Below are 13976 nucleotides of genomic sequence, written 5' to 3' on the forward strand. Positions count from 1 at the left end.
GGGGTGCCTAGGCCGGGTCGAGCCAGCTCTGCTCGCCGAGGCCGGAGATCTCCAGCACCCGACGGACCTGCCGGGACGGGCGAACGGTGAGCCGGCCCGGAAACTCCTGGGCGAGCCGGACCAGGGCGTGGATGGCGGCCGAGTCGAAGAAGGTGACCGCACTCAGGTCGAGAGTGATCTGCCCGGCGGGCTCGCGCAGCGCCGTCTGGAGCATCGTGTCCGCGGTCGCCATGTCGACCTCGCCGGCCACCACGACGTGGAGGTGGTCACCGTCGATCTCGGCGCTGGCGGAGAAGACGGGCGGTGCTCCCCCTTGATCCACGCTGACACCATGGCACAGCCACCCTGGCAGGGCAACAACCTCCGCCGGGCGGCCGTGGCGCGGGTCACCAGCGGCCCCGGCGATAGGCTTGCGGCATGACCGTCCGTCCGCCGCTGACACCAGGCACGCTCTCCCCGATGCGACCGGTGCCACCCCAGATCGCCCGACCCGAGTACGTGGGCAAGGCGCGTCCGCGCGAGTGGCGTGGCTCGCACGTGCAGACGCCGGAAACCATCGAGAAGATGCGGCTCGCCAGCCGGCTCGCCGCCCAGGCGACCCAACTCGCCGGCGAGCACTGCAAGCCCGGCGTGACCACCGACGAGATCGACAAGGTGGTGCACGAGTTCCTCTGCGACCACGGCGCGTACCCGTCGACGCTGGGCTACAAGGGCTTCCCGAAGTCCTGCTGCACCAGCCTCAACGAGGTCATCTGCCATGGCATCCCGGACACCACGGTCCTGACCGACGGCGACATCATCAACGTCGACGTGACCGCGTACATCGGTGGGGTGCACGGTGACACCGACGCCACCTTCTGCGTCGGCGAGGTCAGTGAAGAGGCCCGGCTGCTGGTCGAGCGGACCCATGAGGCGATGATGCGCGGCATCCGCGCCGTCGCCCCTGGGCGCCAGATCAACGTGGTGGGCCGCGTCATCGAGTCGTACGCCAAGCGGTTCGGCTACGGCGTGGTCCGCGACTTCACCGGCCACGGCATCGGCGAAGCCTTCCACAGCGGCCTCTACGTGCCGCACTACGACAGCCCGCGCCCCACGGACATCATGGAGCCCGGCATGACGTTCACCATCGAGCCGATGATCACCCTCGGCACCTACCAGTACGACATGTGGGACGACGGATGGACAGTGGTCACCAAGGACCGGAAGTGGACGGCGCAGTTCGAGCACACCATCGTGGTGACCGACGACGGCCACGAGATTCTGACCCTGCCGTGAGCGCGAGGAACGCAGCGCAGCGGAGTCCCGCAGTCGCGAACGAAGGGCAGGCGCCGTGACCGACACCCCAGCGGCGCTGCGCGAGGCGCACCACGCGGACGTCTCCGGCGGCTGGCTGCGCCCCGCCGTCTTCGGCGCGATGGACGGCCTGGTCACCAACATCGCCCTGATCGCCGGCGTCGGCGGCGGCGGGGTGTCGCCCCGCAGCATCGTGCTCACCGGCAGTGCCGGCCTCGTCGCCGGTGCGATCTCCATGGGCCTCGGCGAATACACCAGCGTGCGCTCCGCCAACGAGCAGGTCGCCGCCGAGGTGGCCAAGGAGCGACGGGAACTGGAACGGCACCCCGAGGCGGAGGCCCGGGAGCTGGCCGACGCGTGGGTGGCCCGGGGCCTGCCCCGGGACCTCGCCACCCAGGTCGCCGAGGCGGTGCGGCGCGACCCGGAGGAGGCGCTGCGGGTGCACGTCCGCGAGGAGCTGGGCGTAGACCCCGACGACCAGCCCAGCCCGTGGGCCGCGGCGATCTCGTCGTTCCTGTTCTTCTCGATCGGCGCGCTGGTCCCGCTGCTGCCGTACCTGCTCGGCGCCACCGAACTGTGGCTGGCGCTCGCCGTCGGCGGGCTCGGGCTGTTCGCCGCCGGTGCCGTGGTGGCCCGCTTCACCCACCGTCCCTGGTGGACCAGTGGGCTGCGCCAGTTGCTGCTGGGCGCCGCGGCGGCCGGCGCCACCTACCTGATCGGCTCGCTGATCGGCGTACCGGGCGGGCTGTGACGCGCCTCAGGTGCTGAGCAGCTCGTCGATCGTGCCGTCGACCGCACGACCACGGGCGGCCAACTCCTCGGCCTGCCGGGCCAGCACCACACCCACCTCGGTCATGTCCGCGCCGGCCAACCCGGTACGCCGCACCGCGTCCCCCGGGTCACGGAAGTAGGTGCGACTCAGCAGACCGTTCACCGTGGCCGCCGCCAGCCGGGCCTCACCGAGCATCAGCAGAGCCTGATCGGTCTCGTACCACTCGGCGAGCCGGGCCGCCCGGGAGTGCGCCGCGCTGCCCCGGTACCACGCCTGGCGGGCCGCGGTGCTGAACTCGGCCGGCCGGGCCCGAGCCAGCCGGCCGAGGTGCTCGTCGCGCAGCGTCCGCAACCAGCCCGTCGGATCGTGCAACGCCTGCGTGGTGACGTACCGGTCGGCGGTCAGCGGCCAGAGCGGGGAGAGCACCCGGGCCTGGGCCAGATAGTCCTCGGCGGCGGCCACCGTCAGATCGACGAGCACCCCGTCCACCCGCCGGGTCGCCGGCGGCGGGCCCGTCCCGGGTCGATAGGTGACCACCAGCATTCCCGCCTCGCGGTCCCCGCCGCCGTCGTCGTCCCCGTGCGCCAGAGGCCCGTGCACCGCGATCGCGAGCGCATCGGCCGGGAACCGCCGTCGGACCGCCTCGGCGACCCGCTCCGCGACCGTCCACCGTCGATCGTCGACGCCCCGGTCGACACCGGCCAGCTCACTCACCGGACCAGCTCTGTTCGCGGCTGCGGGGCTCGCAACCCCGGCTCACGCCTCGCGCTCACGGGACCGCCTTTGTTCGCGGCTGCGGGGCTCGCAACCCCGGCTCACGCCTCGCGCTCACGGGACCACCTCGCTCTGGCTACCGAGCGTCAGCCTAGCCAGCCGACGGCGGAGCTTCGGGCGCGCCGCGCCCGGTCGGGGCCAGCCGGAAGATGTGGATCTCCCGGCCACCGGCCCGCTGCACATACGTGTGGTACGCGGGCCACGCGGTGACCAGCAGCTGCCACAACCGGTCCCGTTCGGCGCCGGAGGCCCGCTCGGCCCGCACCGCGACCCGCCGGCCCTTCACGTCCACCTCGGCGGCGGGATCGGCGAGCAGGTTCATCGCCCAGCCGGGGTGGTGGGTCTGCCCCCAGTTGGAGCCGATCACCACGTACGCGTCGCCGTCGGGCACGTAGAGCAGCGGATTGCTCCGGGGCTTGCCGGAGCGGCGGCCCGTCGTGGTGATCACCAGGGAGGGGAGCAGGCCGAGCGCGACCACCCGGCCCCGGGTGAGTCGACCGACCATCCGATCGGCCGGAACCAGCAAGCGCGCGGTGGCGCCGAACCAGCGACGATGACCGACTCGACGGACGACATTCCTGAGCACTGACACGCCGACCAGTCTGCCGGCTGCCCGGCCCCGGCGGCACCCCCGCGCGGTCCCCTTTCGGTCGCCCGGCGGATCGGTCAGTCCAGGCGCCGCTCGATCGGCAGTCGGGACCGGGTGAACAGGCCCGCCCCGAGCATCGCCACCACCGGCACCAGCACCAGGACCCCGAGCGCGGGCCACGGCATCAGAAAGGGGTACGGATCGGATGCCGGCCAGGCACTGGCGTACTGCCGATTCACCGATACCAGCACGATCGCGGCGGTGCCGAGGCCGGCCACGATGCCGAGCACCGAACCGATACCGGCGATGACCCCGGCCTGGCAGATCGCCAGCAGCCGGCGTACCGCTGGGGCCGCGCCGACGGCCGCGAGGGTGGTCAGCTCGGCGCGTCCCTCGGCGGCGGCGAGCGCGGTGGCGATTCCGGCCGCCCCGACGGTGATCAGTCCGGCCGCTGCCGCGAGCAGCAGGAGCAACGGTGAGACGTCGCGGGGGGCGCCGCCGTTCTCCACGCTCAGCGCGAGCGTCCCGAATGGCCGCAGGACGGCGGCGAACCGTGCCTGTTGCTCCTCGTCGGGCGGGGTCGTGGTGCCGATCACCCAGCCGGTCTGAGACCAGCTCAGGCCGAGTTGCCGGGCGGCGGCGGTCGACAGCAGCAGACGGGACGGGCCCGTCGCCCGGGGGAGCGCGTACCCCGGAAGATCGTGGACGGTGATCGGCCGGTCCGGCCCGGCCTCCACCTCGCTGATCCGGACGGTCACCAGGCCGTCGTGCAGGTAGCGCGGGTCGGTCACCACCACGCCGCCGGCGCGCAGCACCGCCGTGGCGGCGGTCGTCGCCGGGTCCACGCCGGTGAGCAGGGGGAGTGCGGTCCCGTCGTCGACTCCGGGCTCCACGTAGCCGCCGAAGTAGTCCGCCTCGCGGATCTCGCAGCGGGGATCGGCGCGGGCCTGCTGGCGCTGCGCCGCGGGAAGTTGAACCCCGGGCTGCCAGGGGCAGGCCCGGGTCGGCGGGAGCACCGGTGCGATGTCGCAGTAGCCGGTGCGCCCCGCCCCGCAGCGCGGTGTCTGCACCGGGGCGACCGCGCCTACCCCGAGTTGATTTCGGGCCGCGTCGGTGATCTGGGCCAGCGTGGGCTGCCCGGCCGGTCCGACCGGGTTGACCATCACGTGGCCGGTCGGCAGCGCCGGCCGGTAGGCGCGCTCGTCGCGGGCGTCGTCGCTGGCCAGGTATCCGCCGAGGGCGACGCTGCTGGCGACGGCGGCCATCACGGCGCAGATGGCCGGTGCCGCGGCGGCCCGGTTGCGGCTGGCATCGCGCAGCGCGATCCGTGGTGCCAGCGGCAACACCCGGCCGAGGCGGGCGAGCACCCCGAGCAGCGTGGGCGTGCAGCAGACCAGGCCCAACTCGCCGAGGATCAGCCCGGTGAGAACCACCGCCGGGGAAGTCCGGGTGGCCCCGAACGCCGCCAGCCCCGCCCCGCCGACCACCAGTGCCAGTCCGAGAGCCAACCACCGGCCCGGGGATTTCGCCGGGGTGCGTCGTCCGGCGAGCCCGGCGCTGACGTCCTGCCGGGCGGCGGTCCAGGCCGGTGCCAGCGCGGCGAGCACCCCGGCCAGCACCGCGACGCCACCGAGCAGGACCAGCGCGCTCGGCCAGCAGCGGTAGCCGCCGAAACGGGCGCTGAAGACGTACTGCTCCATCAGCGGGCGACCGGCGAACGCCGCGGCGACGCCGACCAGCAGGCCGGCGGCGGCCCCCAGCACACCCAACACCACACCGTCGGCCAGCACGACCCGGCGAAGCTGGGCGGCGTCCCCGCCCGCCACCGCGACCAGCGCCAGATCCCGTCGACGGCGACGGACTCCAACGGCGAAGGCCGGCCCGACCAGCAGGACGACCTCCAGCAGCCCGAGGCCGGCGATCAGGACGCCGGTGCTCAGGTCGTTCGGGTTGTCCCCCATGATCGACCCGAGCCGTGTCCGGTCCGCTCCGGTGGCCGAGCCGAGGTGCCGCGCGGTGACCACCACCCCACGGTCGTTGAGCCGGGACACCAGCGCCGCGTCGACGGTGCCCGGCACGTCCGCCAGCCAGACGCTGTCCGGCTCCGGGCCGGTCGATGGCGCGGCCCCCGGGTGCAGCGCCACCACCGGTCCGAGGTCGTCGGGAAACTCGACCACCCCCACCACGGTGTACGCCCTGCTTCCGTCGGCGGCGGCCACGGCGTGGCCCAGGCGCAGATCCAGGCGACGCAGCGCCACCGGACTGACCGCGACCTCACCGGCCTGCTGCGGTGCCCGGCCGGCCCGGAACCGCACCAGCCCGCGGGCCAACGGGTCGGTGAGGTCCAGCACCCGAGCGTTCACCACCTCGTCGCGGTGCGGGCCGCGCAGGGTCAGCGGGACGCGCGGACGCACCTCGGTGACCCGGCTGCCCGGCCCGAGCAGCGCCGTCAGCTGGACCGCGGTGACCTTTGCGGGGAGTTCGCCGTCGCGGGTGTACCAACCCTCACCCCACTCGTCCTGCCCCACCGGGCCGTTGGAGATCCACTGCAGCTGCGCGTCGGCCACCCCGAGCCGACGGTCGAGGCGTTCCTGTGGGGTCAGCTCGGCCATGTCGTAGCTCGCCGCCAGGAAAGCCAGCGCCGCGACCGGCATGGCGATCATCGCGAGCACCAGGGCGGTCCGCCGCCGGGCCCGGCGTGACTCCCGCCGGGCGATCCGCAGGGCCGCCCGCCAGGAGCCGGTCAGCTCGGCCAACCGCCGTCGGCCGACCGGGGCGGGCGGCGCGGCCGGCCGCTGCGTCGCGGTGTCGGCCCGACCGGGGGCCCGCGTCGGACGGCGAATGGTCACCGGTCGCTGCCGGACAGCAACTGCTCGACGCTGCCCAGCGGTGCCGTCGTGTCGACCAGCACTCCGTCGCGGAGGAACACCACCCGGTCGGCCCAGCCGGCGTGCCGCGCCTCGTGGGTCACCAGCACTCCGGCGGCCCCCGCGTCGATCCGGCGGCGCAGCAGGTGCAGCACCGCCTCACCGGTCTGGGAGTCCAACGCCCCGGTGGGCTCGTCGGCGAGGACCAGCCGGCGTTCGCCCACCAGCGCGCGGGCGATCGCCACCCGCTGCTGCTGCCCGCCGGAGAGCTGGTCCGGGAAACGGTCACCCAACGCGGGCAGGCCCACCTCGGTGAGCGCGGCCATGGCCAGTGCGCGGGCCCGACGTCCGCTGGTCCCGTCGAGTTCCAACGGGAGCGCCACGTTCTCCAGCGCGCTCAGACTGCCCAGCAGGTTGAGCTGCTGGAAGATGTAGCCGATCCGACGGCGGCGCAGTTGGGCCAGCCCGCGGCGGTCCAGGGCCCCCAGCGGTTGCCCCTCGACCCGGACCTCGCCGCCGGTCGGACGGTCCAACCCACCGGCGAGAGCCAGCAGGGTCGATTTGCCGGAGCCGGACGGCCCCATCACGGCGACCAATTCGCCGGGCCGGACGACCAGGCTGACGCCGCGCAGCGCGTGCACCGCCGCCGGCCCGGCGCCGTGGGTGCGGTGGACGGCGCGTAGCTCCAGCACCGCGTCGTCCGATCCGCTCACCGTCTTGCCTCCTCGCCGGTCCATCGAGCCGCGTCTCGCGCGTCGGCGTCATCGGGTCGGGGAGCGGGAGGCGCCGGGCCGCTGGGTTGGTGCCGGACCAGACTGGTCTCGCAGTGGTCCAGCCAGCGCACCTCGGCCTCGGCCTGGAACACCATCGAGTCCAGCACGAGGCGCCAGGGAAGGTCCTCCGGCCGGTTGGTGCCGTACTTCAACCGGGTCAACTCCTGAAGGGCCCGCATCGTCGCGCTGCGTTGGGCCTGCACCACCGACCGGACGTCGACCCCGGGGGTGGTCAGCGCCAGTGCCAGCTTGATCGCCAGCTCGTCGCGGGGGCGGTCGGTACGGCTGATCGGGGTGGCGAACCACAGCGCCAGGTCCGCCCGGCCGGCGTCGGTGATCTCGTACGGGCGCTGCCCGGCCTCGCTCTCCGGCAGCGGGCGCACCAGACCGTCCCGTTCCAGCCGGGACAGCGTGGTGTAGACCTGCCCGATGTTCAGTGGCCAGGTCGAGCCGGTCGACTCCTCGAACGCGGCGCGCAGCTGGTAGCCGTACATCTGGCCGCGTTCGAGCAGGGCGAGCAACCCGTGACGGATGGACATGGCAACGGAGTATGCATACCTGGTATGCGCACCGCAACCGGAGTGGACCGGGTTCAGGTGGGTCGACCGGGAAACGGGACAGTCAGTGGGGTCTGCCCGGCCGTCTTCCGCCACCGGGTGGCCCGCACGGCGTACTCGACAAGGGCGGCCAGCGCCTGGTCCCGGTCGGCGCCGGTGGTGGACGCCAGGGCGGCTCGCCAGTGCGCGGCTGTGCGCTCCTCCACCTCTGCGGCGAGCCGCAGGGCGCTGGCCCGGTCGGTGACCGGGAACGGCAGGGCGTACCCGGCGCGGTCCGGCGGGACGACGCCGCCGGCCGTGGTGAGCTGCACCACCAGCGCGTCGCGCCGGCGTCGATGCGCGGCCTCCGCCTGGCGTGCCGCGTCCCGCGCCGCTCCGCTGAGCCGGACACCGATCCGTCCGTAGGCGTAGATGGCCGCGTACTCGGCGGACAGGGCGGCGGCGAGTGCCTCTCCGGCGGACGGCTGCCTCACTTCAGTGCCTCCTGGTGAGTTGCCCGGGCGGCGACGATCGACCCGAGCAGTGCCGCCCGCTCCGCGGGCGCCGCGGCGCAGGCGGCGGTGGCGGACTGCTGGGCGGTCTTCTCCAGCGCCCGTAGGGCGGCGCGCGCGCCGTTCGGATCGGCGGCCGGGGCGGTGGTCGGTGCGGCGGAGGCCGCCGACGGCACTGTCACGCCGATCACCCGGGCCAGCTCGGTGGCGTGCGCGGTGTGCGTCTCGGCGATCGGGTTGAGCCGGTCGGCGAGCTCGGGATGGGCGGTCGCGCTCGCCCGGTACGCGGCGGCCAGCGCGAGTGACTCGTCCACCATCGGCCGCAGCGGATCGGGCGGTGGGGCTGGTTGATCGTCGCGGTCGAAAAGATCACAGCCGGTCAGCGGCGTCACGGCGCCGCCGAGCACCAGCAGCGCCCCGGCACTCAGGAGCTTTCGCCGGGAATGTCCGGATGCTTGGTCGCGCTGCGTCGTTCTGCCGATCCCCACCGGCCAAGTCAACACCATCCGTGCCGGTCCGGGGGTCACCGGCGTCGGTGCGCCGCCCGGTCCGCCGCCGGGCAGGCGCGTTACGCTCTGCGCAACCACCGGCGTGTCCACTCCGGTGGCGTGCCGGCATGGCGGGACGACCGGTCCCCGTCGACCAGGGAGAGGGTGCGGAGATGACGCAGCGTGGCCGTGCCACCAGGCCGACGGGTCGACCCCGCGGTGCTGCGGGCCCGCGCGGCGGTGACCTCGCCGCCCGGCGGGACCGACTGCGGGCCGTGATCGAGCCGGTGGTCAACGACGCCGGCTACGACCTGGAGGACCTGTCGGTTTCCCGGGCCGGCCGCCGGCACGTGGTGCGGGTGATGGTGGACACCGACGGCGGGATCGACCTGGACGCCGTCGCTGACGTCTCCCGCGCGGTCTCGGCCGCACTGGACGCCGCGGAGGAAACCGGTGGCGACATCGTCGCCGGCGAGTACCAGCTGGAAGTCAGCTCGCCCGGCGTCGACCGGCCACTTACCCTGCCCCGCCACTGGCGGCGCAACGTGGGTCGACTGGTCAAGGTCACCGCCCGGGGCGCGGCCGCGCTGCCGGGCCAGCGGGGCGAGCAGCCCGCCGGTGACCGTCAGCTGACCGGCCGGGTGGTCGCGGCCGACGACGAGGGCGTGCACCTGGAGACCGACGACGGCCGCGCCGCCTGGGCGTACGCCCAGCTGGGCCCGGGCCGCGTGCAGGTCGAGTTCACCCGGCTCGCCGAGCTGGGTGAGCCGGACGACGAAGTCGACGACGCGGACGATTCCGACGAGATCGACGATTCAGACGACATCGACGACGAAGATGATGTGGAGGACGAGGAGAGGTGAACATCGACCTCGCGGCGCTGCGCGCACTCGAGCGCGAGCGGGAGATCCCGTTCGACACGATTCTCGCGGCGATCGAGACCGCGTTGCTGACCGCCTACCGGCACACCGACGGGGCCGAACCGCACGCCCGGGTGGAGATCGACCGCAGATCGGGCGCCGCCCTGGTGTACGCGCAGGAGATGGATGCCGACGGCAGCCTGGTGCGGGAGTGGGACGACACCCCGCACGACTTCGGCCGGATCGCCGCCATGACCGCCAAGCAGGTGATCCTCCAGCGGTTGCGGGAGGCCACCGACGAGGTGCACTTCGGCGAGTACGTCGGCCGCGAGGGTGACCTGGTCACCGGCGTGGTGCAGGCGCACGAGACGCGTACCGAGAAGGGCATCGTCAGCGTCGACCTGGGCAAGCTGGAGGGCGTGCTGCCGCAGTCCGAGCAGGTGCCCGGCGAGCGGTACGCGCACGGCGAGCGGGTCCGCTGCGTCGTGGTGCACGTGGCCAAGGGCATGCGCGGGCCGCAGATCACCCTGTCCCGGTCGCACCCGGCTCTGGTCAAGAAGCTCTTCGCCCTGGAGGTGCCGGAGATCGCCGACGGCACCGTCGAGATCGGCGCGATCGCCCGTGAGGCGGGCCATCGCACGAAGATCGCCGTCCGCTCCACAGTGCCCGGGGTGAACGCCAAGGGCGCCTGCATCGGCCCGATGGGTCAGCGGGTGCGTGCCGTGATGAGCGAACTGCACGGTGAGAAGATCGACATCATCGACTGGTCGGACGACCCGGGCACCTTCGTCGGCAACGCGTTGTCGCCGGCCAAGGCGCTGCGGGTCGAGGTGGTCGACCTGGCCAACCGGGCCGCCCGGGTGACCGTTCCCGATTTCCAGCTCTCGCTGGCGATCGGTCGGGAGGGGCAGAATGCCCGACTCGCGGCCCGATTGACCGGTTGGCGGATCGACATTCGGTCCGATGCGGAGCAGGCGGCGCCGGCCGCGCGTGGGGTAACTGATCACGTGCGGGAGCCGGGCGGCGCGATCTCGGGGAGCTAGGGGTAGACTTCCTCCAGTGGTACGACGCGCGCAGCCGGAGCGCACCTGTGTGGGTTGCCGGCAACGTGCGCCGGCCAGCGAATTGCTGCGGATCGTCGCGGTCAGGGACGAGGCTGGTCACAGTCTCCGGCCTGATCCGCGCCGCAGGCTGCCGGGTCGGGGAGCGAACATGCACCCGGATCCGGCCTGCTTCGCGCTGGCGGTGCGGCGCCGCGCCTTCGGGCGTGCGCTGCGCAGCACCGAGGTCCTCGACCACGGTGCGCTGGCGGAGCACGTCGATGCGCCAACCACTACGTCCGGTCAGCCCGACCGGGCGAGGGTCGCTAGCAGGGTAGGACGACCGACATGAGCACACGATGAAGTCCCTGAAATGACCAGGCTTCAAGTGCACGAGTGAGGTCGCTGCGGGTGCTGCCCGCACGACCTCGGAGTGAGGAGTGCAGTGGCAGGCAAGGCCCGCGTACACGAGCTTGCAAAAGAGCTCGGGGTCGAGAGTAAGACCGTTCTCGCCAAGCTGAAGGAAATGGGCGAGTTCGTGAAGTCCGCGTCCAGCACCGTCGAGGCGCCCGTCGCCCGGCGGCTGCGTAACGCATTCGTCGCGTCCGCCGGAGCCCCGGCTCCGGCCGCCCCGTCGGCGCCCGCGTCGACGCCGGCTTCGAACCCGACCCCGACTCCAACCCCGACCCCGGGCGCGCCCCGGGTCTCGGCCAGGCCGATGCCGCCTCGGCGGCCGGCCGCGCCGGCACCCGGTCCGAAGCCCAAGGGGCCGGTTCCCGGTGCCCCGCAGACGGCGACCCCGGTCGCCAAGCCGGCGAGTGCCCACGACATCGAGGTGGCGGCCGCGGAGGCGCGTGCCGCCGCGCTGAAGGCTGAGCAGGAGGCCGCGGTCAAGGCCGCACAGGCCGCCCGCCAGCAGCAGCGGGACAACCCCGTTCGCCGGGAGCCTCCGGCAGACGGCGGTAACCGGCCCGGTCCTCGGCCGGGTCCCGCGGCGATGCCGCCCCGTCCCGGTTCGCCGGCAGCTCGTCCGAGCACGCCGGCTCCCGGTCCGGGTGCCCGGCCGGGCGGTCGTCCGCCGGCGCGCGGTGCCGGTAACAACCCGTTCGGCATCCAGGGTGGCCAGCAGCAGCGGCCCCCGGCCGCCGGTGCGGGTGGCTCTCGGCCCAACAGCCCGGCGGGTATGCCGCCGCGGCCGAGCCCGAACTCCATGCCGCCGCGGCCCAGCCCGGCGTCCATGCCGAGCCAGCGTCCGGCTGCCGGTCGCCCCGGTCCCGGTGGCGCCGGTCGTCCCGGTGGCGGCGCAGGTCGTCCCGGTGGCGGTGGCGGCGGTTTCCGTGGCGGTCCCGGCGGTGGCGCCGGTGGCGGTGGCGGCGGTTACCGCGGCGGCCCTGGTGGCGGCGCGGGTGCCGGCGGTGGCGGTGGCTACCGTGGCGGTCCCGGCGGCGGTGCGGGTGCTCCCGGTGGCGGTTTCCGTCCGGGTGGTCCGGCCGGTGGCGGCGGTCGTCCGGGTGCGGGCGGTCGTGGCCGTGGCGGCGGCGCCGCGGGTGCCTTCGGGCGTCCGGGTGGTCGGCCGACGCGCGGTCGCAAGTCCAAGAAGCAGCGCAGACAGGAGTTCGACAACCTGTCGGCTCCGACCATGAGCTCGGGTGCTCCCCGGGGTCAGGGTCAGATCGTCCGGCTCTCCCGTGGCGCCTCGCTGTCCGACTTCGCGGACAAGATCAACGCCAACCCGGGTTCGCTGGTCCAGGAGATGTTCAACCTGGGCGAGATGGTGACCGCGACCCAGTCGTGTTCTGACGACACCCTGCACCTGCTGGGTGAGCACCTGGGCTTCGACATCCAGATCGTCAGCCCGGAGGACGAGGACCGCGAGCTGCTCGCGCAGTTCAACATCGACCTCGACGCGGAGGTGGCCGAGGAGCGTCTGGTCAGCCGTGCGCCGGTGGTGACCGTCATGGGTCACGTCGACCACGGTAAGACCAAGCTGCTCGACGCCATCCGTAAGGCGAACGTCGTGGCCGGTGAGGCGGGTGGCATCACCCAGCACATCGGTGCCTACCAGGTCCACGTCCCGCACGAGGGCGAGGACCGGGCGGTCACCTTCATCGACACCCCGGGTCACGAGGCGTTCACCGCCATGCGTGCTCGTGGCGCCCAGGTCACGGACATCGTGATCCTGGTCGTCGCGGCCGACGACGGTGTGATGCCGCAGACCATCGAGGCGTTGAACCACGCCAAGGCGGCCGATGTGCCGATCGTGGTCGCGGTCAACAAGGTCGACAAGCCGGACGCCAACCCGGACAAGGTCCGCCAGCAGCTGACCGAGTACGGCCTGGTCGCCGAGGAGTACGGCGGCGAGACCATGTTCGTCAACGTGGCAGCCAAGCCGGGCATCGGCATCGAGGAGCTGCTCGAGGCCGTCCTGCTGACCGCCGACGCGTCGCTGGAGCTGACCGCTCCGATCGACGGGCCGGCGCAGGGTGTGGCCATCGAGGCGCACCTGGACAAGGGCCGCGGTGCGGTGGCGACGGTGCTGGTGCAGAAGGGCACCCTGCGGGCGGGCGACTCGATCGTCGCCGGTGGGGCGCACGGCCGGGTCCGGGCCATGCTCGACGAGAACGGCAACCAGCTCTCCGAGGCTGGGCCGGCGCGTCCGGTCATGGTGCTGGGTCTGACCGCGCCGCCCGGCGCGGGAGACACGTTCCTGGCCGCGGCGGACGACCGCACGGTGCGGCAGATCGCCGAGCAGCGGCAGGCACGGCGGCGGGCGGCGTCCTTCGCCAACTCCCGTGGTCGGGCCACCCTCGAGACGCTCATGGAGCAGCTCAAGGAGGGCGAGAAGACCTCGCTCAACCTCATCCTCAAGGGCGATGTCTCCGGTTCGGTGGAGGCCCTGGAGGACGCGCTGTTCAACCTCGACATCCCCGAGGAGGTCCAGCTCAAGGTCCTCGACCGGGGCGTCGGCGCGATCACCGAGAGCAACGTCATGCTCGCGAGTGCCTCGTCCGAGCCGGTCACGATCATCGGCTTCAACGTGCGGGCCTCGAACAAGGTCCGTGAGATGGCCGACCGCGAGGGCGTGGAGATCCGGTACTACACCGTCATCTACCAGGCCATCGAGGAGATCGAGGCAGCGCTCAAGGGCCTGCTCAAGCCGGAGTACGAGGAGGCCGAGCTGGGCAGCGCGGAGATCCGCGATGTCTTCCGCTCGTCCAAGATCGGCAACATCTCCGGTTGCATCGTCCGGTCGGGCATCATCCGACGCAACGCGAAGGCTCGCCTGCTTCGGGACGGGGCGGTCGTGGCGGACAACCTCACGATCACCTCGCTCAAGCGGTTCAAGGACGACGCCACCGAGGTCCGCGAGGGCTTCGAGTGCGGTCTGACCCTGGGTGGTTACAACAACGTCCAGGTCGGCGACGTCATCGAGACCTTCGAGATGCGGGAGAAGGTTCGCTCCTGATCCGGC

The 13976-nt window shown here is 73.1% G+C and carries 14 protein-coding genes; 6 read left to right on the top strand and 8 right to left on the bottom strand.

Features of this window, described 5'->3' with window-relative positions; translation table 11 throughout:
• Positions 1-7 precede the first annotated feature (7 nt).
• On the bottom strand, positions 8-322 hold the full coding sequence (locus tag DLJ58_RS13795; RefSeq protein ID WP_208741077.1) for an STAS domain-containing protein: 315 nt from the start codon (positions 320-322) through the stop codon (positions 8-10).
• Between the two features lie 95 nt (positions 323-417).
• Here DLJ58_RS13795 and map point away from each other — a divergent pair, with 95 nt between their 5' ends.
• Positions 418-1275 (top strand): type I methionyl aminopeptidase, encoded by an 858-nt coding sequence (map, locus tag DLJ58_RS13800; protein ID WP_112586528.1) that lies wholly within the window; start codon positions 418-420, stop codon positions 1273-1275.
• Between the two features lie 55 nt (positions 1276-1330).
• Positions 1331-2044, top strand: coding sequence for a VIT1/CCC1 transporter family protein (locus DLJ58_RS13805; protein ID WP_091400358.1), 714 nt, complete (start codon positions 1331-1333; stop codon positions 2042-2044).
• 6 nt (positions 2045-2050) lie between these two features.
• Here DLJ58_RS13805 and DLJ58_RS13810 read toward each other — a convergent pair whose 3' ends face one another.
• The 7 genes from DLJ58_RS13810 to DLJ58_RS13840 all read right to left on the bottom strand — a co-directional run bounded on the left by DLJ58_RS13810 (position 2051) and on the right by DLJ58_RS13840 (position 8622).
• On the bottom strand, positions 2051-2779 hold the full coding sequence (locus tag DLJ58_RS13810) for a nucleotidyltransferase domain-containing protein (protein ID WP_112601981.1): 729 nt from the start codon (positions 2777-2779) through the stop codon (positions 2051-2053).
• Between the two features lie 151 nt (positions 2780-2930).
• Complete coding sequence (locus DLJ58_RS13815; RefSeq protein WP_124856462.1) at positions 2931-3431, bottom strand: nitroreductase/quinone reductase family protein; 501 nt, start codon at positions 3429-3431, stop codon at positions 2931-2933.
• A 74-nt stretch (positions 3432-3505) separates the two neighbouring features.
• Positions 3506-6277 (bottom strand): FtsX-like permease family protein, encoded by a 2772-nt coding sequence (locus tag DLJ58_RS13820; protein WP_244218929.1) that lies wholly within the window; start codon positions 6275-6277, stop codon positions 3506-3508.
• Positions 6274-7008 carry an ABC transporter ATP-binding protein gene (locus DLJ58_RS13825; RefSeq protein WP_225855205.1) on the bottom strand — a complete coding sequence of 245 codons (735 nt, stop codon included), beginning with the start codon at positions 7006-7008 and terminating at the stop codon, positions 6274-6276. Before DLJ58_RS13825 ends, DLJ58_RS13820 begins: the two co-directional genes overlap by 4 nt.
• A complete protein-coding gene (locus tag DLJ58_RS13830; protein WP_124856466.1) occupies positions 7005-7607 on the bottom strand; it encodes a PadR family transcriptional regulator in 603 nt (200 codons plus the stop codon). Before DLJ58_RS13830 ends, DLJ58_RS13825 begins: the two co-directional genes overlap by 4 nt.
• Before the next feature lie 53 nt (positions 7608-7660).
• Positions 7661-8098, bottom strand: coding sequence for a ferritin-like domain-containing protein (locus tag DLJ58_RS13835; RefSeq protein ID WP_124856468.1), 438 nt, complete (start codon positions 8096-8098; stop codon positions 7661-7663).
• Positions 8095-8622 (bottom strand): hypothetical protein, encoded by a 528-nt coding sequence (locus DLJ58_RS13840; RefSeq protein ID WP_244218930.1) that lies wholly within the window; start codon positions 8620-8622, stop codon positions 8095-8097. Before DLJ58_RS13840 ends, DLJ58_RS13835 begins: the two co-directional genes overlap by 4 nt.
• Positions 8623-8777: 155 nt before the next feature.
• Here DLJ58_RS13840 and rimP point away from each other — a divergent pair, with 155 nt between their 5' ends.
• The 4 genes from rimP (at position 8778) to infB (ending at position 13970) form a co-directional block, all read left to right on the top strand.
• Positions 8778-9467: a ribosome maturation factor RimP gene (gene rimP / locus DLJ58_RS13845; RefSeq protein WP_124856472.1), complete on the top strand. Its 690-nt coding sequence runs from the start codon at positions 8778-8780 to the stop codon at positions 9465-9467.
• On the top strand, positions 9464-10507 hold the full coding sequence (gene nusA, locus DLJ58_RS13850) for a transcription termination factor NusA (RefSeq protein ID WP_124856474.1): 1044 nt from the start codon (positions 9464-9466) through the stop codon (positions 10505-10507). Before rimP ends, nusA begins: the two co-directional genes overlap by 4 nt.
• Positions 10508-10523: 16 nt before the next feature.
• Entirely contained in the window at positions 10524-10856 is a 333-nt protein-coding gene (locus DLJ58_RS13855) for a YlxR family protein (RefSeq protein WP_112624296.1), read from the top strand.
• Between the two features lie 93 nt (positions 10857-10949).
• Positions 10950-13970, top strand: a complete 3021-nt coding sequence (gene infB / locus DLJ58_RS13860) for a translation initiation factor IF-2 (RefSeq protein ID WP_124856476.1) — start codon at positions 10950-10952, stop codon at positions 13968-13970.
• Positions 13971-13976 lie beyond the last annotated feature (6 nt).

The sequence above is a fragment of the Micromonospora arida genome (assembly GCF_003857035.1).
In the GTDB taxonomy this organism is placed as follows: domain Bacteria; phylum Actinomycetota; class Actinomycetes; order Mycobacteriales; family Micromonosporaceae; genus Micromonospora; species Micromonospora arida.